This is a genomic window from Xylanibacillus composti, assembly GCF_018403685.1.
Taxonomy (GTDB): Bacteria; Bacillota; Bacilli; order Paenibacillales; family K13; genus Xylanibacillus; species Xylanibacillus composti.
Genome location: NZ_BOVK01000006.1, coordinates 147,820 through 171,642, shown reverse-complemented (window position 1 = coordinate 171,642; position 23,823 = coordinate 147,820). Strand labels below are relative to the sequence as shown.

At 54.6% G+C, this 23,823-nt stretch carries 23 protein-coding genes; 1 reads left to right on the top strand and 22 read right to left on the bottom strand.

The genetic code is table 11. The features are described from left to right. Positions 1–164 precede the first annotated feature (164 nt). From XYCOK13_RS02595 to XYCOK13_RS02575, 5 genes are all read right to left on the bottom strand, one after another. Complete coding sequence (locus XYCOK13_RS02595) at positions 165–452, bottom strand: stage VI sporulation protein F (protein WP_213410335.1); 288 nt, start codon at positions 450–452, stop codon at positions 165–167. Positions 453–528: 76 nt separating this feature from the next. Continuing rightward, positions 529–2,604 carry an ATP-dependent DNA helicase RecG gene (recG, locus tag XYCOK13_RS02590; protein ID WP_213410333.1) on the bottom strand — a complete coding sequence of 692 codons (2,076 nt, stop codon included), beginning with the start codon at positions 2,602–2,604 and terminating at the stop codon, positions 529–531. Then, entirely contained in the window at positions 2,601–3,458 is an 858-nt protein-coding gene (fakB, locus tag XYCOK13_RS02585) for a DegV family protein (protein ID WP_213410331.1), read from the bottom strand. The genes recG and fakB overlap by 4 nt, the downstream gene beginning before the upstream one ends. Before the next feature lie 19 nt (positions 3,459–3,477). Then, complete coding sequence (gene fakA / locus XYCOK13_RS02580; protein WP_213410329.1) at positions 3,478–5,229, bottom strand: DAK2 domain-containing protein; 1,752 nt, start codon at positions 5,227–5,229, stop codon at positions 3,478–3,480. A 12-nt stretch (positions 5,230–5,241) separates the two neighbouring features. Continuing rightward, positions 5,242–5,601 carry an Asp23/Gls24 family envelope stress response protein gene (locus XYCOK13_RS02575; RefSeq protein WP_213410326.1) on the bottom strand — a complete coding sequence of 120 codons (360 nt, stop codon included), beginning with the start codon at positions 5,599–5,601 and terminating at the stop codon, positions 5,242–5,244. A 304-nt stretch (positions 5,602–5,905) separates the two neighbouring features. Between XYCOK13_RS02575 and rpmB the strand changes: the two genes are divergently transcribed. After that, on the top strand, positions 5,906–6,094 hold the full coding sequence (gene rpmB, locus XYCOK13_RS02570) for a 50S ribosomal protein L28 (protein WP_213410324.1): 189 nt from the start codon (positions 5,906–5,908) through the stop codon (positions 6,092–6,094). A gap of 76 nt (positions 6,095–6,170) precedes the next feature. Here rpmB and spoVM read toward each other — a convergent pair whose 3' ends face one another. The 17 genes from spoVM to dapF form a co-directional block, all read right to left on the bottom strand. Further along, positions 6,171–6,254: a stage V sporulation protein SpoVM gene (spoVM, locus tag XYCOK13_RS02565; protein WP_213410422.1), complete on the bottom strand. Its 84-nt coding sequence runs from the start codon at positions 6,252–6,254 to the stop codon at positions 6,171–6,173. A gap of 134 nt (positions 6,255–6,388) precedes the next feature. Then, on the bottom strand, positions 6,389–7,063 hold the full coding sequence (rpe, locus tag XYCOK13_RS02560; protein ID WP_213410322.1) for a ribulose-phosphate 3-epimerase: 675 nt from the start codon (positions 7,061–7,063) through the stop codon (positions 6,389–6,391). Positions 7,064–7,066: 3 nt separating this feature from the next. Next, a complete protein-coding gene (gene rsgA / locus XYCOK13_RS02555) occupies positions 7,067–7,957 on the bottom strand; it encodes a ribosome small subunit-dependent GTPase A (protein WP_213410320.1) in 891 nt (296 codons plus the stop codon). Next, a complete protein-coding gene (pknB, locus tag XYCOK13_RS02550; protein ID WP_213410317.1) occupies positions 7,957–10,092 on the bottom strand; it encodes a Stk1 family PASTA domain-containing Ser/Thr kinase in 2,136 nt (711 codons plus the stop codon). Before pknB ends, rsgA begins: the two co-directional genes overlap by 1 nt. Continuing rightward, the gene (locus XYCOK13_RS02545) at positions 10,089–10,844 is read right to left on the bottom strand and encodes a Stp1/IreP family PP2C-type Ser/Thr phosphatase (RefSeq protein ID WP_213410315.1); all 756 of its coding nucleotides are present in this window, start codon (positions 10,842–10,844) and stop codon (positions 10,089–10,091) included. Before XYCOK13_RS02545 ends, pknB begins: the two co-directional genes overlap by 4 nt. A gap of 6 nt (positions 10,845–10,850) precedes the next feature. Then, positions 10,851–11,897 carry a dual-specificity RNA methyltransferase RlmN gene (gene rlmN, locus XYCOK13_RS02540; protein WP_213410314.1) on the bottom strand — a complete coding sequence of 349 codons (1,047 nt, stop codon included), beginning with the start codon at positions 11,895–11,897 and terminating at the stop codon, positions 10,851–10,853. A 49-nt stretch (positions 11,898–11,946) separates the two neighbouring features. Continuing rightward, entirely contained in the window at positions 11,947–13,323 is a 1,377-nt protein-coding gene (gene rsmB, locus XYCOK13_RS02535; protein WP_213410313.1) for a 16S rRNA (cytosine(967)-C(5))-methyltransferase RsmB, read from the bottom strand. After that, positions 13,320–14,288 carry a methionyl-tRNA formyltransferase gene (gene fmt, locus XYCOK13_RS02530; RefSeq protein ID WP_213410312.1) on the bottom strand — a complete coding sequence of 323 codons (969 nt, stop codon included), beginning with the start codon at positions 14,286–14,288 and terminating at the stop codon, positions 13,320–13,322. Before fmt ends, rsmB begins: the two co-directional genes overlap by 4 nt. Then, positions 14,275–14,760, bottom strand: a complete 486-nt coding sequence (gene def, locus XYCOK13_RS02525) for a peptide deformylase (protein WP_213410310.1) — start codon at positions 14,758–14,760, stop codon at positions 14,275–14,277. The genes fmt and def overlap by 14 nt, the downstream gene beginning before the upstream one ends. Positions 14,761–14,812: 52 nt before the next feature. Continuing rightward, positions 14,813–17,341, bottom strand: coding sequence for a primosomal protein N' (priA, locus tag XYCOK13_RS02520; protein ID WP_213410309.1), 2,529 nt, complete (start codon positions 17,339–17,341; stop codon positions 14,813–14,815). Then, positions 17,338–18,606 (bottom strand): bifunctional phosphopantothenoylcysteine decarboxylase/phosphopantothenate--cysteine ligase CoaBC, encoded by a 1,269-nt coding sequence (coaBC, locus tag XYCOK13_RS02515; protein ID WP_213410307.1) that lies wholly within the window; start codon positions 18,604–18,606, stop codon positions 17,338–17,340. Before coaBC ends, priA begins: the two co-directional genes overlap by 4 nt. Positions 18,607–18,742: 136 nt before the next feature. Next, positions 18,743–18,958 (bottom strand): DNA-directed RNA polymerase subunit omega, encoded by a 216-nt coding sequence (gene rpoZ / locus XYCOK13_RS02510; RefSeq protein ID WP_213410305.1) that lies wholly within the window; start codon positions 18,956–18,958, stop codon positions 18,743–18,745. Then, on the bottom strand, positions 18,959–19,570 hold the full coding sequence (gmk, locus tag XYCOK13_RS02505) for a guanylate kinase (protein ID WP_213410303.1): 612 nt from the start codon (positions 19,568–19,570) through the stop codon (positions 18,959–18,961). It abuts the gene before it with no gap. A gap of 14 nt (positions 19,571–19,584) precedes the next feature. Then, on the bottom strand, positions 19,585–19,845 hold the full coding sequence (gene remA, locus XYCOK13_RS02500; RefSeq protein WP_213410301.1) for an extracellular matrix/biofilm regulator RemA: 261 nt from the start codon (positions 19,843–19,845) through the stop codon (positions 19,585–19,587). Between the two features lie 17 nt (positions 19,846–19,862). Continuing rightward, on the bottom strand, positions 19,863–20,747 hold the full coding sequence (locus XYCOK13_RS02495; protein ID WP_244864946.1) for a YicC/YloC family endoribonuclease: 885 nt from the start codon (positions 20,745–20,747) through the stop codon (positions 19,863–19,865). Between the two features lie 29 nt (positions 20,748–20,776). Next, positions 20,777–22,744 (bottom strand): bifunctional homocysteine S-methyltransferase/methylenetetrahydrofolate reductase, encoded by a 1,968-nt coding sequence (locus tag XYCOK13_RS02490; protein ID WP_213410298.1) that lies wholly within the window; start codon positions 22,742–22,744, stop codon positions 20,777–20,779. 131 nt (positions 22,745–22,875) lie between these two features. Continuing rightward, entirely contained in the window at positions 22,876–23,715 is an 840-nt protein-coding gene (gene dapF, locus XYCOK13_RS02485; RefSeq protein WP_213410297.1) for a diaminopimelate epimerase, read from the bottom strand. Positions 23,716–23,823: the final 108 nt, after the last annotated feature.

Sequence of the window (23,823 nt, the reverse complement as noted above, 5' to 3'; positions counted from 1 at the left end):
GTATCCTTTTGACTTTTCAAGCTCGGCCCTCCCGCTTTTGCGACCGTACAAGTCCGGCTGCCGCAGGATCAGACAAAAAAAATGCAGCCCTCAGGACTGCTGCCTGGCTGCAAGCCTATCGACGGATTTGCGCACCTTAATCAGCTCGAATTGTTGCCCCGCAGCTAGCGAAACATGCCCCACAGCTTTATCAAATGCAAGGTATTCTTGGGATCGATCTTCTGATCGAGGATAAAGCTGACGATGCGCTCCCTCTCAGTCGAGCTTGGCGCAATGTTCAGAACCTTGGCCGCCCTGCCGACCAGCTTTGCGACGGTAGCCCGATCCTGCAAGTCTTTCTTCGTCAATGGCTTTACCATCAACTTGAGCTTTTCCTTGCGTTCTGGCGATTTGAGCCGGGTCTTTACCATTTCCACCAGTTCCGGCCTGATGCCATACTGCGTGTAGGCCATGCGCTGCCACTCCCCTTTGTTCGCACTATGTCTCTATTATATGTGCGCACCTAGGATTATGTGCCGCTCTCCCCGTTTAATCCAGCAAATCTCCCTGGAAAATTTGCTCTCGCCGCAAGTAGTCGCGCAAGCCTGCGTATGCCGCATCCGTCCAAAACATCTTTGATCGCACGAGCGATGCCGCATCCTCTCGCGCCTGCTCCAATAGCTCATAGTCCTGCACGATATCGGAGAAACGAAATTCCGGAAGGCCGCTCTGCTTCGTTCCGAAGAAATCTCCAGGTCCGCGCATTTCCAAGTCGCGACGCGCAATCTCGAACCCGTCAGTCGTTTCGGTCATCGCCTGCATGCGCTCCCGGCCGCTTTCCGACTTCGGATCGGCAACCAGAATACAGGTCGAGGCGTGCTCGCCGCGGCCCACTCTGCCGCGGAGCTGATGAAGCTGCGACAACCCGAATCGATCAGCATCGTAAATGACCATTACGGTTGCATTCGGCACGTCTACCCCAACCTCGATGACGGTCGTAGAAACAAGGATAGCGCATTCTCCTTGATGGAACAGCTGCATAACGCGATCCTTCTCATCGGATGGCAGACGTCCATGCAGCAGGCCGACCGCTTGGTCCGCAAAGTAAACAGACAGCTGGGCATGAAGGTCAATCGCATTTTGCACATCGAGCTTCTCGGACTCCTCGATAAGGGGACAGATGACATATGCCTGTCGGCCTGCATCCACTTCCTTGCGTATAAAACCCCAGACGCGTTCCAGCTTGTCCTTCTTCACCCAGAACGTTTGGATAGGCTTGCGGCCTTTCGGCATCTCCCGCAAGGAAGACACATCCATATCCCCGAATGCGGTAATGGCGAGCGTGCGCGGAATCGGAGTTGCAGTCATCGTCAAAACGTCAGGCGCAAGTCCTTTCCTGCGCAGAATGCTGCGCTGCTGCACCCCGAAACGGTGCTGCTCATCTGTCACAACCAATCCAAGGTTGCGGTAGTACACATTGTCCTGGATCAGCGCATGCGTGCCAATCGCAATATCAATCAGTCCCATTTGCAGCGCGCTCAGAATTTCTCGCTTCTGTCTCTCGGTCATGCTGCCTGTCAAGAGCCCAATCTGCAGTCCGTAGGGCTCGAATAACCGGGCAAGCGACCGGGCATGCTGTTCAGCCAGTATCTCGGTAGGCGCCATCAGCGCTCCTTGATACCCTGCTGTCACAACAGCAAACAACGCCGTCGCAGCGACGACGGTCTTGCCCGACCCGACATCTCCCTGGAGCAAGCGATTCATGCAATGCGGCGACTCCAGATCGTCCAATATGTCCGCTATGACTTGCTTTTGTGCGGATGTAAGCCGGAAGGGCAGTCCCCTTACAAAGCCTCTCACCTTTTCCCGATCCAATTGCTTGGCAGACCCCTCCGTTCGCTGTTTGACAAGCTGCTTGTAGGCCAGCAGCTTCAGCTGAAAATAGAAGAGCTCTTCGTAGGCCATCCGCCGCTTCCCTTCCTGAACGCGGCCCTCCTCGCCATCCTGAGGCCGGTGCACAATGCGTATCGCCTCTTTGCGCGAAAGCAGCTTGTGCTTGCCAAGCAGTTCCTCCGGAAGCACCTCCGCAACTTGTTCGCCAAATCTGTCCAAGGCCGCCAGGATCACTTTGCGGAGCCAGCCTTGCGTGACCTCTCCGCCGACTGAATATACCGGTTGCAACGTGCCGGAACGCGCGCTTTGCTGCGCTCCGGCAAATTCAGCCTGGGATACAGTCAGCTGCAACCTTCTAGCATCCCATTTGCCTGTTACGACGATATCCGTCCCCGGTGTCAACCGATCACGAAGAAAATGCCGGTTGAACCACACGGTTGTGATCAACACGCGGTCCACCAGCATTCTGCACGTCATTCGAGTTTTGTTGCGGCCATAGCGTTGGAGGGTTGGCTCGGCAAACACCGAAGCCGCGACCGTTATCTTCTCTCCGTCCCTGGCTTCTTCCAGCGGCTTCAGGCGATAGTCCTCATACCGAAACGGGAAGTATTCCAGCAAGTCACCGACAGTCCCGATGCCAAGCGCTGCAAGATGTTCCGCTTTCTGCGGTCCCACGCCCGGCACCAAACGAACCGGAAGCCGGTGAAGGTCAGACTGTGTCGCTTCACTCATGGTGCCGGAACTGCAAAGATGCCGATCGTGCCTGGACCGACATGGGTGCCGATAACCGGGCCCAGCATCGCGTAGCGAACGTTCTTCACCTCGAAGCGTTCCTTGATCAATTCCGCCGCCAGCTGGGCGGTCTCAAGCGCTTCTGCATGAACGATCGTCAATGCAATGGCCTTGCCCTGCAAGTCTTGCTCGAACAGCTCTACAATGCGGGCGAGCGCCTTGCGTTGTCCGCGCACCTTGTCCACCGAATAGATCGTACCTGAATCGTCCAGGGAGAGGATCGGCTTAATGTGCAGGAGCGATCCGACAAGCGCTGAAGCTCTGCCGATACGTCCGCCCTTTTGCAGGTATTCCAATGTGTCCACCAAAAAATAAAGGCGGGGATCCTGGCGCATCGGTTCATAAATCGCCAGACATTCATCCTTGCTCTTGCCTTCAAGCGCGGCTTTCGCCATCTCCTCTACGATGATGCCAATCCCATAAGAAGCGGTCTTGGAGTCGACAATCGTTATGTTGGTCTGGTCTTCCAGCAGCGATTTGGCCAGAACTGCAGATTGATATGTACCGCTTAACGATGAGGAAAGATGTACGGAAATAATTTCTGTATCCGGATCTTCTTCAAGCAGCCGCTTATATACATTCAGAAAATCAACAGGCGAAGGCTGCGAGGTCGTCGGCAATTCCTTGGCTTGCTTGAGCTTTCCATAGAACTCCTCCGGCTTGATATCGAGATAGTCCCGATAGGCTTCCTCGCCAAAATGCACCTTCAGCGGTACCATTTCAATGCCAAGTCGTTCCCTTGTTTCTGCGGGAATATCCGCAGTACTGTCCGTTACAATTCGCACTTTACTCATACCATCACCCCGCTCAATATTATTCAACCGAAATCAGATAAGGATACAGTGGCTGGCCGCCCTGCAAAACCTCGAGCTCGGCCATTGGATACTGCTCTTGCACATACTGGGACAGCCGCTCGGTCATCTCGGCATCTGCATCTTCCCCAACCAGCAAGGTCACCACTTCGTCCCCATGCTCAAGCATCCGATCCAGCAGCTGCTTGCCCGCGTCGAAGAGATTTTCCTCTGCAACAACAATCTTTCCATCCAGGATCGCGATAAAGTCGCCTTCCTGAATATCGACGCCTTCCATCTGCGTATTCCGTACAGCGTTCGTGATTTGCCCGGAGCGCACCCTCTCGATGGCTGGGAGCATGCTGCGCTCTATCTCCTCAGCCGTCAAGTCTTCCTGGAATGCAAGAGCCGCCGCCATCCCTTGCGGAATCGTTTTGGTCGGGATGACAATTATATTCGCCTTGGCCAATTGCTTCGCCTGCTGCGCAGCCAATATAATATTGGAATTGTTCGGGAGCACAAACACGGTTTGCGCGCCAACCTGCTCCACTGCCTGCACAATATCCTCTGTGCTCGGATTCATCGTCTGTCCGCCGGTCAGCACCACGTCGACGCCCAAACTCTCGAAAATGCTTGCGATCCCGTCGCCAAGAGCCACCGTGACCATGCCGAATGGCTTCAGATTCTCCATTGGCTGCTCCAGATCCGCAGTTTCCTCCGCATGTTCCAATCCGTCAGATAAACCCGGCTCTTCCTCATCGATCAACCGGCGGTGCTGGTCCCGCATATTTTCCAGATGGAAGCGTGTCAATTCCCCGTAACGAATAGCTGTGTTAAACACTTCGCCCGGCACGTTCGTATGAACATGCACCTTGGCGAATTCCTCGTCCGCAATAACCAGCACACTGTCGCCGATGGCCGAAAGCTGCCGGCGCAGCTTCTCTTCCGAGAAGGTTTCCTGGACAGAGCCATTTCCGCTCTGCAAGCGGATAAAAAACTCCATGTCATACGGATATTGGATAGAATCCGGATCCAAGTACCTCTGAGCGGCAACCTCGCCAGCCTCTCCCCTTGCCTCCATTGGGGCTGCTGACTCTTCCTGCTTCGGTTCCGGCCTGACTGCGTCAGAGGCGATCGCAAAAGGCTCGTCGGCGTAGCTAAGCTTCAAGCCATTCAGAAAGCCTTCATAGACATAGACCAAGCCTTGGCCGCCAGAATCGACCACCCCCACCTGCTTCAAAACCGGAAGCAGATCAGGCGTACGGGCAAGCGCTTCTTTCGCCTTCGCTGTCACTTCCTCCAGGAAGGCATGAAAATCATCGGTCCTTCTCGCGATTGTCACCGCATGCTTGGCCGCTTCGCGGGACACCGTCAAAATCGTGCCCTCCACCGGCTTCACAACTGCCTGATATGCTGTATCGACCCCTTGCTGAAGCGCCTGGGCAAATTGGACGGTATCGATTTCCTTCTGTCCGTTAACCCCTTTGGCAAATCCTCTGAACAACTGTGAGAGTATGACGCCGGAATTCCCTCTTGCCCCCATGAGCAAGCCCTTGGAAAGCACTTCGGCAGAGCGTCCCAAATCCGGAGAATGCTTCTCTCTGAGCTGCTCCATACCGGATTGGAGAGTCATATTCATATTTGTACCGGTATCTCCGTCGGGTACCGGAAACACATTCAAATTGTTAACCGTTTGGACCTGTTCTTTGAGACGTGCGGCGGCCGCTGCGATCATCCGTTCGAAATCTGATCCGTCAATAAAGCGCTTACTCAAACGTTTCTCCCCCTATCGAGCCACACGAACGCCCTGGACAAAAATATTTACTGCCCCTACCTGCAGTCCAACGACTTCGTTCAAGACATATTTCACTTTCACTTGGATATTATGGGCTACCTCAGAAATTTTTGTGCCGTAGCTGACAATTATGTATAAATCTATATGAACGCCGTCGGCATCCCTTCGCACCTCTACTCCTCTGCTCAGGTTTTCCCTGCCGAGCAACTCCGCGATGCCGTCCTTCAGCTGCTTGCGCGTCGCCATGCCAACAAGGCCATAGCAATCCAATGCTGCTGAACCGGCCAGCACGGAGATCACTTCGTCGGAGACCAGGATCTTCCCACTTTCATTCACTAGTTCGATCGGCATCCTTCACCAGCTCCTTCTGTAGAGGAATCGTAAACTAACATTCATTGTACTATAATCAACCCCATAAGAAAAGCATAGATAGCACGTTTTCGCCTTCATTCTCATCATGAATCGACAATTTCCGCAAGCGCGCCGGCCTTCTCTTTTGCTTTTTCCTTATATCATTCAGCCTTGTCCAAATAGGAGTGTTTCAAACTTTGGCGATGCAGAAAGAAGCAAGCTGCGGTTCGCACGTTGACACTTTCCTTGCGCTCATGGTATCATAGTTCAAGTGTGCAAGAAATGATCGGGAGGTGGACAGACAATGTCTCGCAAATGTTACGTAACTGGAAAAGCTCCTAAACGGGGGAACAACGTGTCCCACGCGAACAATAAAACCAGACGCACTTGGGGTGTCAATGTGCAAAAGGTTCGTATTCTCGTCGACGGCAAACCAAAGCGTGTTTATGTGAGCACTCGCGCTCTGAAGTCCGGCAAAGTAACACGTGTCTAATGCACGTATAGACAAAAAGCACCTGCTCCGGCGGTGCTTTTTTTCTTTGTCTGGATAAGTATGCTTTTGTCGGCGGTTACCCGTTTTTTTGGAACGAATTCAGAATCGCTTTGACCATCCCGCCCAAAAATTTCGGCAGCTTAAAGGTATAAAACTTCATTTCTACCCCTCCCGGAGATTTTGTAGCTAATGCCAGTATATTCACTCCGTAACCAGAGAGTGAAAGAAAAAAAGATGACAAGAAAACGACCCTTGTCATCATGTATATGCTTCTGCAGGAACTATCATGCAGATTTAAGCCCTTGATTTTGTTGTGCTCTCCCTCAGTTTGGTGATCGCTGCCGCACGGTCTGCCGAACCGAAAATATAGTTGCCGGCCACCAATACGTTAGCTCCTGCCTCTACGACAAGCGGCGCCGTTGCGTCATGGATCCCACCGTCCACTTCCACGTCGATCTCGGTCAGCCCCCGTTCGTCCAACCGTTTGCGCAATTCCCGGATTTTCGGGATGACCTCCTGAATAAACTGCTGGCCGCCAAAGCCGGGATTGACCGTCATCAGCAGCACAAGATCCACATCAGACAGGACGAAATCGATCATCGACAGCGGCGTGGCCGGATTCAAGACGACCCCCGCCTTGACGCCCTGATCCCGAATCAAATGGATAGTCCGATGCAAATGCGTGCATGCTTCCGCATGTACGGTGATCATTGCAGCGCCGGCACGCGCAAAATCCGGAATATATGCATCCGGCCGCTCAATCATCAGGTGAACATCCAGCGGCAGCTTCGTATGGGGACGAATCGCGTCGACAACGAGTGCCCCGAATGTCAGATTCGGCACGAAATGGCCGTCCATCACATCGACATGAATCCAGTCGGCGCCGCCCTGCTCGACCGTGCGCACCTCCTCTCCCAGCTTCGCAAAATCAGCTGAAAGTATCGAAGGTGCAATTTTTAGAGTTGGCATGATTCAATACCTCCGCTTCCTGTCCTTCAACTCGTCAAAAAACAGCTCGTAATGAGCATAGCGGCTGCTGAACAACTGCCCTGTTTCAGCAGCGCCGCGCACTGCGCAAGATGGCTCGCTGCGGTGCAAGCATCCCCTGAATTTACACTGTTCCGCCAGCGGAACAAATTCCCGGAAACAGCTGCCCAAATCGTCTGTTTCCACATTGGCGAAGTCCAGCTGGCTAAACCCCGGCGTATCCAGAACGACACCGCCCGATTGCAGGGGAATCAGCTCCACATGGCGGGTCGTATGCCGTCCTCTGCCCAGTCTCATGCTGATCTCGCCGGTTTCCATTTCCTTGCCCGGTACCAGCGCATTGATCAGTGAGGATTTCCCGACCCCCGACTGGCCGGCTAAGACAGCCGTCCGCCCATTAATCGCCTCTTCCAATGCACGCAATCCCATTCCGGAACGCACACTCGTTTCAATCACGGCATAGCCGATTGCTTCGTACATTTGTTTCGTCTGCACAAGATGTGCCTCTGCTTCCTCATCGGCCAAGTCTGCCTTCGTCAGGCAGATGACTGCGTCAAGTCCGGCATGCTCGATATGAACCAGAAATTTGTCCAGCAGCTGCCAGCTTAAAGCGGGCTCGGCCACAGAGAACACAAGGACAGCCACATCCACGTTGGCAACAGGAGGCCGAACAAGGAAGGAGCTGCGCGGTTTCACCTCTACAACCGTTCCTTCCTTCGGACTGCTCAGCTCAATCTGAACGCGGTCTCCTACGAGCGGGGTGATGCCGCGTTTCTTGAAAACCCCTCTCGCTCTGCATTGAACCGTGTCGCCTCCCTGTTCGAGGAGCACATAGTAGTATCCACTTAATGCCTTGACGATTTTCCCTTCTGGCATTAATCCGTATCCTCCGTCACTGGTTCGTCTGCGCTATGGGTGTGCGCCTGCTCGTGTGAAGATTCCAGATCGCTGTCTGACGAAGAATCTCCATCCGGCGTGCTTTCCGTTCCGGTATTCGCTGGAACGGATGTACCCGCTTCACTCATATTCGGCGCCGGCGCATGCTGATTCAAGGCGTCTTCATACGTCACGGTAAAGCTGTCGCCGAACTTGTCGTTTACATAGTAGCGGATAATCGCGTCTTTGTTCGGAGAGACAACGACGGTAATCGGCAGGGACACCCTCTCCTTGATTTCTCTTGTGTCCCATTCCCTGTCCTCACCGCGCGCATCGCTGTAGACTATGCGAATGGTCGACGGCTCGCCTTCCACTTCAGGCTCAATTTCGATAACCCTGGTCGGCATGAGAGCATCCTCCGGATAGCCCTCGCTGACATAGATCGTAATCTTCTCGCCTTTAGACACCATCTCGCCGCCTCTGTACGGATGCTGCATATAGACGATGCCCTTCTGGACAGAGTAGTCCGTTCCGGTTTTCACCTCATACTGGAGGCCGTTCCTTTCCAGAATCGATTCAGCTACATTTTGCATGTATCCAACCACGTTAGGCATCTCGAACGTATCCAGCCCTTTGCTGATGACGAGGTGAAGCTCGTCGGTCTTCGGATTGAACGACTCGCCGGGCAGCGGGCTTTGCTCCAGAATGGTGCCGACTTCCTCTTCGCTGAACTCTTCCTCCACTGTAACCAGTTCCGGATTAAGCCCGTAGGCGGCAAGCTCGCGCTCGACCCTCTCCCAGCTTTGGCCTACAAGCTCCGGCACGTCCAAGAGCTCCGGCCCGAGGCTGACATACAGCCTTACTGTGGAATTCTCGTTCACTACCATATTGCGCGGCTCCTGATCATATACGATGCCCTTCTCCACGTCATCCTTGTACTGCTCGATGATCGGGTCGGCAACCAGATTGAATTGCTCCAATGTGCGTATCGCTTCCTCCTGCTCCATGCCGATCACCTCCGGCACATCCACTTCGGGCACATCAAGCAAATTCAATACCAGCTTAATGCCGTACCATGCTCCGAAGATCGCTACAGCCAATATCGCGATCCAGACGCCAGCCAGAATCAGCGGTCGTTTCCAGCGCTTCTCGTCGTGTTCTTCCGCATGGCTGCGCGTGCGATCCCCGCCCACATACGTATCTTCAAGGCTTGTTTCGGACTTGTAGTTTCCCCGTATCGCCGGCATGATGATCGTCCGCTGCTCATCGTCCTCTCCGTCATGCGAGGAAACAGCCAGCTTCGGTTCGTGGCTTCTTCTAGGGTCCAGCGCGGTTTCCAAATCCGCAAGCATTTCCTCTGCCGTCTGATAGCGCTCCGCAGGATTTTTTCTTAATGATTTCAAGATGATATTTTCCACACTTTGCGGCAGCATCGGATTAATCTGCTTAGGATCTTCGAAATCCTCCTGCAAATGCTTCAACGCAACGCTGATCGGGCTTTCTCCGATAAACGGCAAGCGGCCCGTGACCATCTGATAGAGCACGACACCGAGCGAATACAAGTCGGAGCCGGTTCCCTGCTGCACCCCCTTGGCGTGCTCAGGGGAAAAATAATGCACCGAGCCAAGCACAGCGCCGGTCTGTGTAATGTCGGAGGAAGTGGCTGCTCTGGCTATACCGAAATCGGTCACCTTCACTCTGCCGTTTTTGCCGATCAGAATGTTGTGCGGCTTGATATCCCGATGAATAATCTGATTATGATGGGCGTGCGCAAGCGCATCGCAAATTTGGCTTGCGATGTGAATCGCATCTTCTACCTGCAGCGGCGCCTGTTCCTTAATGCGGTCGTTCAAATTATGCCCTTCTATGTATTCCATAACGATATAATGAACTTCATCCTGCTGACCGACATCATAGATGCTGACGACATTCGGATGGGACAAGGAAGCAGCCGCTTGCGCTTCTCGGCGAAAGCGGCGGATAAAGTCCTCATCATGCACAAACTGCTGACGCAGCACTTTGATGGCTACCTGACGATGCAATAATAAATCCACGCCCCTGTACACAATGGCCATGCCGCCGCCGCCGATCCGTTCGACAACTTCGTAGCGGCCTCCCAGCTCGCTTCCGATCATGCACTTGCCCCTCCTTCCATCGCTTCATTCGCCAGCAGCACAACCGTCACATTGTCATCGCCGCCAGCTTCCAGTGCGCTTTCTACCAAGCGATCCGCCTTCTGCTCGAGAGAATCGGTATTTCTTACGAATTCGGAAATCCGATCTTCCCCAACCATGCTGGTCAAGCCATCACTGCAAATAAGAAGCAGGTCGCCGGCTTTCCAATCATGAAGCCTGACATCCGGATCGACGAACGGGTCTGTTCCCATTGCTTTCGTCAAGATGTTGCGCCGCGGATGTGTAGCCGCTTCTTCTGCTGTAATCTGGCCGCTCTTGACCAGCTCGTTGACCAGGGAGTGGTCTTCCGTCAATTGAAGCACCGCTTGCTCTGTGCACAGATATATCCGGCTGTCGCCAATATGTGCGGCGAGCAGCCACTCTGAATTGGCAAGAACGACCGCAATGGTCGTTCCCATTCCGCTGTATGCCGGGTTAGATGATGCCAGTTCGTAGAGCTTGTGGTTGGCGGCATGGATGGCAGTCCGAAGGAAATCCTCGCATTGTTCGGTCGACGTGTCCCTGGAAATCTCCAGCAGCTGCTCCTGAAGTACGGAAATCGCCATTTGGCTGGCAACGTCGCCAGCCTTGTGGCCCCCCATGCCGTCTGCGACGATCGCCAGTGTCAAGCCGTTCCAGTCCGTATTCACCCATGAGCTGTCCTCGTTGATCTGCCTGACCTTTCCAACGTCCGTCTTGTTGACTGCTTTCAATGAACCTCACCTCTTACTCGACTCCATATGCTTTGCCCGCAGCTGTCCGCAGGCAGCTGCAATGTCGTGTCCCTGTTCCCGGCGAATGGTCGTATTGATCTTCTTGCGGTCCAATATTCGCTTGAATTCAAAAATGTCCTCTCTCGGTGTGCGCACATAGTCACGCTCCGGCACGTAATTGACCGGAATCAGATTGACGTGGCACAGCATGCCCTGCAGCACATCCGCCAGCTCTTCCGCATGCTCCGGCTGATCGTTGACGCCGCCAATCAGAGCATATTCAAAGGTGATCCGCCTGCCTGTCTTTTCGATGTAATACCTGCACGCTTTCATGACATCTTCGAATGGAAATCTCCTATTGACCGGCATAAGCTTGGAGCGCAGCTTGTCATTCGGTGCGTGTATCGAAATCGCCAGATTGATTTGCGTCATCTCATCGGCAAACCGGTAAATGTTCGGAACGATGCCGCTGGTGGATACCGTAATGTGACGCTGGCCAATATTCAAGCCATGATCGTCATTGATGATGCGGAAGAAATCCATCGTGGCCTCGTAATTCTCGAATGGCTCTCCGGAGCCCATCACGACAATGCTGCTGACGCGTTCTCCTGTGCTGTCCAACAGACGCTGGGCTTCCAGCACCTGCGCCACAATCTCGCCAGGCTCCAAGTTCCGCTTGAGCCCGCCGAGCGTGGAAGCGCAAAACGTACAGCCGATTCGGCATCCGACTTGTGTGGTCACGCATACGCTGTTGCCGTAATCGTGCCGCATCAGCACGGTTTCTATCGCGTGACCGTCATGCAGCCCGAACAAAAATTTCACCGTACCGTCCTTGGACGCCATGCGGGTAATTTCATCCAGCGTGACAAATCCGAAGTGCTCTTCCAGCTTTGTACGCAAAGGCTTGGGCAAATTGGACATCTCTTCAAAGCTCGAAGCGCGCTTGACATACAGCCAATCGAAAATCTGGCCAGCGCGAAATGCGGGCTCGCCCTGCTCCTTCGCCCAGCTTTTCCAGCCGTCCAAGGTCAAATCATATACGAAAGGTTTCATCGTTTCACATCCAATTTTTTTACTACTAGTGTAGCTTATCCGTTCCATTTTAACACTTCCGGGTAAAGCTGGCTATATAAAAGCCGTCGCTGCCGAAGTGATGCGGCAAGATCTGAACAGCCGCTGACGATGAATCGTTCGCTAAAGCGGGGCCTAATCGGGAGCCCAAGCTGTGATCCGGTTCGAAGGAAGCGTTCCCGTTCAGGAACGCCTCACATACCTGCTCGTTCTCGCTGCGCTCGATTGTGCATGTGCTGTAGACGAGCCGCCCCCCGGGCTTGACGAGCGGTGCGAGCGCCTGCAGCAGCTCCAGCTGCAAGGAGGCCAGCGACTCAATCTCGCGCGCGTCCTTTCGCCATTTCAGATCCGGCTTGCGGCGAATGACGCCCAGCCCCGAGCACGGGGCGTCCAGCAAAATCCGGTCGAAGGTTTCGGCCGCGAAATGCTCGGGCAGCTTCAAGGCGTCTTCCACCATCGGCTTGACACATTGAAGACTGAGTCGTTCTGCCTGACTGCGTACAAGCTGCTCCTTGTGGGCGTGAATATCGTTCGCCCACAGCTCGCCCTTATCTTCCATAAGCTCTGCAAGATGCGTTGTTTTCCCGCCGGGAGCCGCGCAGGCGTCCAACACTTTCATCCCCGGTTCCGGACACACAGCCCGGGCGACCAGCATCGAGCTCTCGTCCTGGATGGAGCATTCCCCTCCCTCATACCAAGAGGTATGCGCCATGTTGCCTGCACCCTTCACGACGATGCCGTCGGGTGACAAGGCGGAGGGCTCGCAATCCACCTTAGCCTCGCGCAGCATCTCCAGCAGTTCCTCGCGAGTGCGGCGCAGCCTGTTAACCCGTATGCTTACCTTCGGAGGCCGATTGTTCGCTTCGCAAATCGCTTCTGTCTCCTCTTCGCCGAATTGCCGCAGCCAGCGCTCCACCAGCCATTCCGGATGCGAGTGCCTGATCGCGATCCGCCTTGCAGGCGGTGCATCGCTCGCTGCCTGCAGCAGACCATCTTGTGAACGAAGCGCGTTGCGCAACACGCCGTTGACCATGCCGGAGATGCCGGCATGTCCCCGCCGCTTGGCCAAATTGACAGCCTCATGAACGACCGCGTGTACGGGGATTCGGTCCAGATACGCAAGCTGATAAAAGCTGAGCCGAAGCAAATTGCGCACCCATGGCTGCAAGCTGTCGACTCCTTTCTTGACAAAGCGATTCAGCATGTAATCCAGCGTATTCAGGCGCTGGATGGTCCCATAGACCAGCTCAGTCGCCAAGCCTTTATCGGCTGGGGACAACCGGCTGTTCGACAGCCGCTGGTTAAGCAGCAGATTGCTGTAAGCCAGTTCCACTTCAACCTCAGTCAGCACATCCAGCGCCAGCGCTCTGGCTGTCGTATTGCGGGCAGCGGCCGATTTCTTATTCATGAGGCGCTGCCTCCCAATACAGTGCCGGCAGCCAGCTTTCCGCCCTTTAACCACTCGCTGGTCGGCATCGGACGTTTGCCTTGGGGTTGGATGTCAAGCAAGGCCAGGTGCCCCGTTCCGGTCTGAACGACAATGCGCCCGTCTTCCGCTGATACGACAGCGCCTGCGGGTCTATGTACATCTGGAGCGGCATCCGTTCGAACTACTTCCGTTCGCCATATTTTCCATACCTGCCCGTCCAAGGTGGTGAACGCCACCGGCCACGGATTCAGGCCGCGAACCTGATTGTGGATCGCTGCAGCCGACTTCGACCAGTCGATCCGCTCATCCTCGCGCGTGATGTTCGGCGCGTAGGAGGCAAGCGCATCGTCCTGAGGCTCTCTAGACGCTGTGCCGGCAAGCAGCTTCGGCACTGTCTCTATCAGCAGCTCCGCTCCTGCAGCACTCAGCTTGTCATGCAAGGTACCGGTAGTGTCCTCCGAGGTGATCGGCACCTCTATCTTGCTGATCATATCGCCAGTATCCAAGCCTTCGGCCATATACATAATGGTAACGCCTGTCTTCGACTCGCCGTTTATAACCGCATAATGAATGGGCGCTCCTCCTCTATACTTGGGGAGCAGAGAGGCGTGTACATTAATACAGCCGAACTGCGGCAGCTCCAATACGGATTTGGGCAAAATTTGCCCGTATGCGGCTGTCACAATCAAGTCCGGCCGAAGTCTTCGGATGTCCTCTACGGATTCGGGTGCCCGCAGCTTCTCCGGCTGCAGAACGGGGATGCCATGCTTCTCCGCTGCTGCCTTCACCGGCGGAGGCGTCAGCATGCGCTTGCGCCCCTTTGGCCGGTCTGGCTGGCTGACGACTGCCGCAACCTCATAGCCTGCATCAAGCAGCGCCTCCAGGGCGGTTACGGCAAAATCGGGCGTTCCCATAAAAACAATACGACATTTATTCCCCGACATGTCTCGGTTCTTCCCTTTCGTAAATGCGTTCGGCGATATCGGTGAACAGTACGCCGTTCAAGTGATCTATTTCATGCTGAAACACGCGGGCGAGAAAGCCCTCTGCGTCGATGACCAGTTCTTCGCCATGGCGGTTCAAGCCTTTGACCTTGATTTTGTCATAACGCTTGACATCGCCGTTCACCCCAGGGATGCTTAGACAACCTTCGGGTCCGACCTGCTCCCCGGAGTACGCCAGGATCTCCGGATTAATCATCTCAATCAGCTCGCTGTCCTCCTCGGCTGTATCAATGACAATCACCCTTTTCAAGATGCCAATCTGCGGTGCGGCCAAGCCTACGCCCGAAGCCTCGTACATCGTTTCCGCCATGTCGTCCAACAATTTGTGGATGTTGGGCGTTATTTTGGGAACCGGTCTGCTCGTTTCACGCAAGATCGGGTCCGGTTCTTTCACAATGACTCTGATAGCCAAAGGTGCCACCTTCCTTATTTGAAAATATCAAACTGCCACTTCACATTTTCGCTCATAGCATGACCTGCGGGTTCATGTCCGTCGAGAGCTGTACCTGATGCTTCTTCAGCCATTCGTCCAGGCTGTCTGTCGCTGCTCTTATTTTCTCGGGAATCCTTGGTTCATGCCGATATTTTAACATGCATTGAAATCGATATCTATCTTTGATGCGCGGAATGGACGAGGCAACAGGCCCCAGCACTTCCACTCTCCCTGAGGTGCGAACCTCGCTGACACCTTGCTCGGCCAAGGCATGAATGAGCCGTTCGCCTGTCTGAAGAAGGACGGGAATGTCCGGGTGGGAGAACGTAATCAGCGCAAGGCGAGAATATGGCGGATAAAGGCCGCTCTGCCTGTGTCTCATTTCCCTGGCGAAAAAAGCGCTGTAGTCGTGCTTGGCTGCCATTTCCACGCTGTAATGGTCAGGATGGTAGGTTTGAATGACAACTTCGCCGGGAAGCTCGTGTCTGCCGGCCCTGCCCGCAACCTGTGTCAGCAGTTGAAAGGTTTTTTCGGCTGATCGGAAATCCGGCAAATTGAGAACCGTATCCGCAGCAATAACGCCTACCAGCGTCACATCGGGAAAGTCGAGCCCCTTCGCCACCATCTGGGTGCCAAGCAGGACGTCTGCCTCCTTCTCCCGGAACAGATTCAGCCATTTCTCGTGGCTGCCCTTTTCGCCAGTCGTGTCCACATCCATACGTATGACTCGAATGTCGGGAAAATGCTTATACAGTTCTTCTTCTACCTTCTGGGTGCCAGTGCCGAAAAAGCGAATGTGGCGGCTTTGACAGCCTGGGCATTCTCCCGGCTCCTTCTCCGTATACCCGCAATAATGGCAGCGAATTTGCCCAGCCCTGCGGTGGTACGTCAGCGAGATATCGCAGTGCGGGCATTGCACGACATACCCGCATGAACGGCACATGACGAATGTGGAGTAGCCGCGCCTGTTCAACAGCAGCACCATCTGTTCCCTGCGCTCCAGGCGTTTGGCGATCCCCTCGTACAGCCGGCGGCTGAACATCATGCGATTGCCTTCTCTCAATTCCTCTCGCATGTCAACAACATGGATTTGCGGCAACGGCCTGTCCATCACTCTGCGCTTCAATGTCAACAGGCGCAGAGGCGGCGTGCTTCCAGAAGGAAGGGTGCGTTCAGACCGCTCGCCGGCGGCAGATGCTGCGGCTTCTCTCTGCTCATGCTGCAGCGCGGCTGCATACGTCTCGATGGAAGGGGTTGCCGAACCAAGCACAACGACTGCCCCATGATGCAGCGCACGTTGCACTGCCACTTCGCGAGCATGGTATTTGGGGCTTTCTTCCTGCTTGTAAGACGATTCATGCTCCTCGTCAATAATAATCAGACCTAGTCTGGTGAACGGCGCGAATACTGCGGACCTTGCGCCCACAGCGACTTGTGCCGTACCGTAACGAATTTTCCGCCACTCATCATATCGTTCTCCTTGCGACAAGCGGCTGTGCAGGACCGCAACCAGGTCGCCGAAGCGGCTTTTGAAGCGTTCTACCATTTGGGGCGTTAGAGAAATCTCGGGGACAAGCACAATTGCCTCCTTGCCCATAGACAGGCAATCCTCTATCGTTTGCAGATAGATCTCTGTCTTGCCGCTTCCCGTTACGCCATGCAGCAAAAACCGATGGGCATCGCCCGATTGCACTGCATGCTTAATAGTATCGTAAGCAGCCTGCTGCTCCGATGTCAGCTGCAGCCGGTGGCTTGCCTTAAATTGCCGCCCGGCATAGGGATCCCGCCAGATCTCGGCTTGCTTGATGACTAGCATCCCCTTATCGGCCAGCCCTTTCACGGTACCAGCAGAAATGCCAAGTGCTGCGATTAGCTCGCTAAGCAGGACCGGACCGCTGCTGTCACGCAAGTAGTCAAGCACCTCGAGCTGACGAGGGGCACGTCTTGCCAATTGCGCGAGCGCCTCCGGAGACAGGGGCACATCGGTCGGATAAACGGCGAGCTGCTTCTTCTTCCGAAGCCGATCGGACACAGTCTGCTGCTCTTCCAACCAGCCGAGCTTCATCCAGCGTTTCAATACAGCGGAAGACGCGGGGAATTGCTCGATCAGGCTAAGCAGATCATAGTAGCCTTTTCGGGCAATGCATGCATACAGGCCTGAATCCTCCTGCTGCATGCGCCCCCTGGCATCCTCGTCTAATTCATCCGGCAGCACTGCCAAACGCTTGTACTTCGCCTTCAATGCCCCCGGGAGCATAGACTGCAAAGCAAGCAAGGACGGACACACATACTCCCGTCCCATCCATATGCCTAGCTTCACCAACTCGCTTGTAAGCGGGGGAGCGGGGTCCAGTACCGAGCCAATCTCTTTCAGCTTGGCCGGATTCATCTCACTCACGTCGGCCATTCCAACAACGAATCCCTGCAGCAGGCGGTTGCCGAATGGGACCGCCACCCGGCTTCCCACTTCGACCCAATCTGCCAGGAGCGGAGGAATGCGGTAATCGAACGGCCGATCCGTCTGCTTGGCCGGCACATCCACGATCACGTTTGCAATCATTCGTCCTGCACCTCTGCCGCAGCGGTTGACTGATTTGCCGCGTGAGCCGCCATTCGTTCAGCCGCCAAGGTCAGCAGCCGCTTGGCCGCTTCCTGCTTGCTCATCGCCGGAAGTGCGGCGACAAGCCCTTCCGGGCCATAAATTTCGAGCACATTGGTATCCGTGCCGAAGCCAGCGCCTTCCAACAGCACGTTGTTCGCGGCGATCAGGTCACAGTTTTTGCGCCGCAGCTTGTCCATCGCATATTCGGCGGCTTCTCCCGTCTCTGCGGCGAAACCTATGACAAATCCGCTGTAGCCGCTATGACCGATTGTGTGCAAAATGTCAGGCGTTCGTTCCAATTCCAGCATGAGAGAATCTTCCTGTTTTTTGATCTTGCGCGAAAAAACATGCTTCGGCCGATAATCGGCTACCGCTGCAGCCTTGACGACCATGTCGTTGGCAGACAGCCGGCCCATCACGGCTTCCAGCATCTGTTCTGCTGATTCGACCTCAATCCGTTCCACTCCGGGCGGTGTTGCAGCCGTCGCATTTGCCGCGATAAAGGTGACCTTCTGCGCTCCAAGCTCTTGTGCTGCTGCCGCTATAGCTGCTCCCATCTTGCCGGACGAATCGTTGCCCAGATAGCGAACCGGATCGATCCGCTCGCGCGTTCCCCCGCCAGTCACCAATATCCGCTTGCCGGCCAGCGGTTTATGGAGATCATTCGCATGGGCATCCACTTGCGCAAAATGTTCCGCGATCCGCTCAACGATTTGCTCAGGCTCCGCCATTCGCCCTTTGCCCGTATAGCCGCAAGCCAGCGCTCCGGTGCCAGGCTCAATGAACAGTACGCCTCTGCGCATAAGCGTGTTCATGTTTTGCTGTACAGCCGGATGGGTATACATGTGTACATTCATGGCAGGAGCGACCATCACCGGGCAGGTTGCCGCCAACAAGGTTGTGCTGACGATCTCGTCCGCCAACCCGTGGGCAAGCTTCGCCAATATATTCGCCGTGGCCGGCGCGATGACGATTAAATCTGCGCTGTCCGCCAAATCGATATGCTGCACGACAGCCGGATCCTTCTCATCGAACGTGTCAGTTGCTACCGGATGGCGTGTGATCGTCTGAAAGCTGAGTGGCGTCACAAACTGTGCTGCCCCATTCGTCATCATCACACGCACCTTGGCTCCTGCCTGGGTCAGTCTGCTTGCCAGCGTCAACGCTTTATAGCAAGCAATTCCTCCCGCAACACCCAGAACGATTGTTTTCCCTGTCAGCATCTTCATCCCCCGTTTCCATCCGCTGCATGGCCCGTTGCCGAACACCCCTCAATTTCTTGTTGCATGCCTGCTTAGAAAAAAACAACAACCGCTGCGGGTTGTTGATCATTCTTCAGCCTTCAAGCCAGGAATCGGTTTAGGCTTCTTTCGATTTGTTTGCCTTGTTCTCAAACTTCACAATATCGTGATAAATTTCTTCCAGCGCAATGCCTACATATTTGTTCGAATGCGGTCGTCCCAGCTCGCTTCTGGCGCCGTCGCGAAGCTTTCTGGCGCGCTTCGCAGCCGCTACGACCAGGGAATACTTGCTGTCTACCTTCTCCAGCATTTCGTCAATAGACGGATACAACATTTATCTCACCTCTTCTATCCATTTGGTCAAATACGGAAGTACTCGTTCCTTGCGGCAATGCTCGGCCACGATAATGGACAATATGCGTTCGCAAGCGGCATCAATCTGATCATTCTCAACCGCATAGTCATAATGCTTGATTAAGGACAGCTCTTCAACCGCTGTGTCCATCCGCTTATCAATCGTGTCCTTGGATTCTGTCCCTCTTCCGACAATGCGGTTGCGCAGCTCGGAAATGGACGGCGGCGTCAGAAATACAAAGATGCCATCCGGGAACCTCTCCTTCACCTTCAGCGCTCCTTGCACCTCGATTTCCAAAAGCACGTCCTTGCCCGCTTCGAGCGACTGCTGCACAAAGTTCGCCGGAGTGCCGTAATAATTGCCTACGTATTCAGCATATTCCAGCAGTTCTCCCTTGCGAATCATCTCTTCAAACTGCTCCCGGCTGCGAAAAAAATAATTGACGCCCTCCACTTCTCCCTCACGCGGCTTGCGTGTTGTAACGGAGATGGAGTAAGTCAAATCTGTCGCCCTCTTCCGCAGCGCGGAACAGACCGTCCCTTTGCCGACTCCTGAAGGACCGGACAAAACAATCAACAATCCCTTTTCCATCCGCAACTCCCTCATTATTCGTCGTGATCGTCTTCCTTGTTGGACAAACGGTGCGCCACCGTTTCCGGCTGCACAGCAGATAAAATCACATGATCGCTGTCCGTAATGATAACAGCGCGCGTTCGGCGGCCGTATGTAGCGTCGATCAGCATATGGCGGTCTCGCGCCTCTTGAATGATCCGTTTAATCGGGGCGGATTCTGGACTGACGATGGAAATGATTCGATTGGCCGAAACGATATTGCCAAAGCCGATATTGATTAATTTGATATTCATCTCATTTCCCCCATGCATTATTGAATATTTTGCACTTGTTCACGGATTTTTTCAAGTTCTGCTTTCAAGTCTACGATCCATGCGGTAATGCTGGCATGATTCGCCTTCGAACCGATCGTATTAGCCTCGCGATTCATTTCCTGCACCAAGAAATCCAATTTGCGCCCCACAGGCTCACGTTGCTCCAGCATGGAGCGAAATTGCTTGAAATGGCTGGAAAGGCGCGTCAGCTCTTCCTGTACATCCATCCGCTCCGCCATGACAGCCACTTCCATCTGAAAGCGCTGCTCGTCCAGGGCATGCGGGTTTTCGAGTAGCTCTCGAATCCGTTCCCGCAGCTTGTCCTTATTCTCCCTCACTGCTTCCCCGCTCTTCCCCTGAATGCTGGCATGCAGCGATTGTGCCGCTAGAAGACGGGAGAGCAAATCCGCACGAAGATGATCACCCTCCCGACGCCTCATTGCCGCTACTCCGTCCAGCGCCTCTTCCAAGCATGCCCGAAGCTTCTCCTCCAGCGCCTCATCGTCTACAGCCAGCGCCGGCTCTTGCACGAAGATTCCCTCTACTTGAAGCAGGTCGCCAAGCTGCAAAGCATGAGGCAAGCCTAGCCTCTCGGCGATCTCCGCTGACGCAGCCCAGTATCCTTCGATTTTCGCCCAATCCACTTGAGGCGTGCCTGCGGTTTCCGCTTCCCGCTCTATCGATAAAAACACTTCGATTCTGCCGCGCTTTAGCCTGCCTTGCACCGTACGTTTGATCAGATCCTCGAACCGCGTCATGTCTCGGGGAAATCTCACAACGGTTTCCAGGTAACGATGGTTGACCGAACGGACTTCAATCCGTATCGCAAATCCGCCAATGGTCCGTTCCGCTTGACCGAATCCTGTCATGCTCTCTATCATCGGCATCACATCCATTACCCTATTTTAGTTTATTTTGAAAGGGGGGACAAGTGGAAGTTGGAACGGTTAGTTTTTTCCCATACATAGCGGGTCAATTCCGCTGTCATATGATAAGACATAAAAGGTGTCATCAGATAAATCCCGTTGAAGTACGGCAGCGCCTCATCCAGCAGCTCCTTCGCAATTTGCACGCCCATCGCACGCCCCTCTTCCCCCCGCAGTCCAGCCATGCGGCTGCGCACATGGTCCGGTAGACGAATGCCAGGCACCTCGTTATGCAGGTACTCGGCATTTCCCCCGCTTGCCAGCGGTGCGATGCCCAGGAAAATCGGGATGCGCAAATGCTTGGTCGCGTCATGGATATCATGGATAAGAGCCGCATCATACACCGGCTGCGTCATAATATAGTCGGCGCCGGCCTCAATCTTGCGCTCCAGACGCTGCACAGCCTTGTCCAGATGCTTCACATTCGGATTGAATGCCGCTCCGACCACGAACTGCGCCTTCTGCTTCAGCGGCTTCCCGGAGAAGGCGACACCCTCGTTCAGCTGCTTGATCATGCGGATGATCTCAAAGGACGTGAGGTCATACACGGAGCTCGAGCCGGGCAGGTCGCCAAATTTCGCCGGGTCGCCCGTCACGGCAAGCACATGGTTGATGCCAAGCGCGTCGAGTCCCATCATATGCGACTGGGTGCCGATCAAATTCCGGTCGCGGCAGGCGATGTGGACAAGAGGCCGAATGCCAAGTTTGTCGCGAAGCAAATACCCGAGCGCCAAGTTGCTCATTCGCGTGACCGCCAGCGAATTGTCAGCCATCGTCACAGCATCGACGCCTGCTTCCTTCAATGCCTCTGCACCTTCCATGAACTTGTCTATGCTCAAATCCCGAGGCGGGTCAAGCTCCACGATAACCGTGTGCCGCTCCATAACGGTATCGACAATCGACGGAGCTTCATCCGGTTGGATAGACCAAGGCATCGCTGCGCTTGCGACCGCCTCCTTGCTGTCATTCGGCTCCTCTGTTTGTACAGGGACTGCAGCCGATCCGAGCGCAAGCTCCTTCTTCTGCGGAATGTAATTCTGCAGGGCCAGAGCCATCGCCTTCACATGCTCAGGGGTTGTGCCGCAGCAGCCCCCTATAATCCGCGCCCCCAAATCGGCAAATTGCCGTGCGCATTCAGCGAAGTAATCCGGTGTGGAAACATACGTATACTTGCCGTCCACATAATCCGGAATTCCCGCATTCGGGAAGACTGATACCGGGAGAGATGACGCTTCCGAAAGGCCGACTTCGCCAACTTCGTCAACGGCCGACTGCGCTTCCACCTCTGCCCGAAAGCGTTCGAGATTGCGAAGCATGCCGTTCGGTCCGCTTCGGCAGTTGAATCCGATGACATCCGCCCCTTCCGCGGCAAGTCTGGAGAACGAGTGGGCGAGCGTATACCCGTCCGTCGTGCGTCCGACATCCTCGGCGGCAAGCTGGCAAATGATCGGCAGATCGCTCTTGGATCTTGCAATGCGCAAAGCTATCAATATTTCTTCCAAATCGAAGAAGGTTTCCAATATCAGAGCATCTACGCCCTCATTCAGCAGCACCCCGATTTGCTGCTCAAAATCTTGCTTGATCGTTTGCTGACTTACGTTCTTCCGCTTGCCCGCGCGAATGGAGCCGACAGTGCCCGCAACGTACGCGTCAGCGCCAACCGCTCCCCTGGCAATTTGCACCGCTTTGCGATTAATCGCTTCCGTCTCGCCTTCCAAGCCGAATTTGGCGAGCCGTTCTCTTGTCGCGGTGAATGTATTCGTTTCTATCAATCTCGCGCCTGCCTCGTAATAGCTGCGATGCACGTCCGCGATCACTTCAGGCCTTGTCAAGTTCAACTCTTCATAAGAAATGCCAACAGGGAACCCAAGCTGATACAAATACGTTCCCATGGCTCCATCGCCGACAAGCATGCCGCTTGCCAGCACTTCACGCAGATCCGGTTTTCTCATTAAACTCCCACCTATCCCAATTGTACGAATCCATAGACCATAACTTCTCCATCTGTCTATCGTTTGCCTCCACGCTCAAGCGCAAACAGTTTCAGCAGCCCGCGATAAAGCGAGCAAACGGGTAAATCGCTTTATTCCGACAGCTTGCCCGAATACACTTCCGCAGCCGGTCCTGTCATAAACACGCGATTGCTTGCCTCGTCCCACTCGATCAACAGTTCCCCGCCCGCAAGAGATACGGTAGCGCTGCGGTCGCTTATGCCGTTCAACGCGGCAGCGACCACGGTCGCACAAGCCCCTGTGCCGCACGCCAAGGTAGGCCCGGCTCCGCGTTCCCATACCCGCATATCGATGTAGTTTCTATTGCGCACCGTCATAAACTCCACATTCGTCCGTTTCGGAAACAACGGATGATTTTCAAGCTTCGGTCCCCAAGTGTGCAGATCAAAATGCAGCGCATCCTCCACCAGGATGACACAGTGGGGGTTCCCCATCGATACCGCTGTAAAGCGAAAGGTTTCGCCGTCCACCTCAATCGCTTCGTCCTTGACCAGCGCCTGGTCCAAAACAGTCGGGATATCCAAGCCATTCAGCACCGGCTCTCCCATATCCACCCGAACTGCAGCCGCTTTACCCGCTTCTGCCCGAATAGTCACGGTCTGTATGCCGCCGCCAAGCGTGGCGATCTGGATCGATGTCTGCTCGCCGACTAATCCATGGTCATATACATACTTGGCCACACATCGAATGGCGTTCCCGCACTGTTCCGGCTCCGAGCCATCCGAATTGAAAATGCGCATTTGAAAGTCTGCCTCAGCCGAAGGCAAAATAAAGACTAGACCATCAGCTCCAATTCCGAAATGGCGGTTGCATAAACGGATCGCCAGCTCTCCTGCCTCATCCGGAAGCTCCTGATATCCATAAAGCATGATAAAGTCGTTGCCCAAACCATGCATTTTCGTAAAATTCATATTCCTTCTCTCCTCGCTCCACTTGTGCAACCTAAGTTATTCCTCTTATTGTAGCGCAAACCAACACATTTGAGTAGCCATATCAACCAGAGTATCTGCAAGATAAAA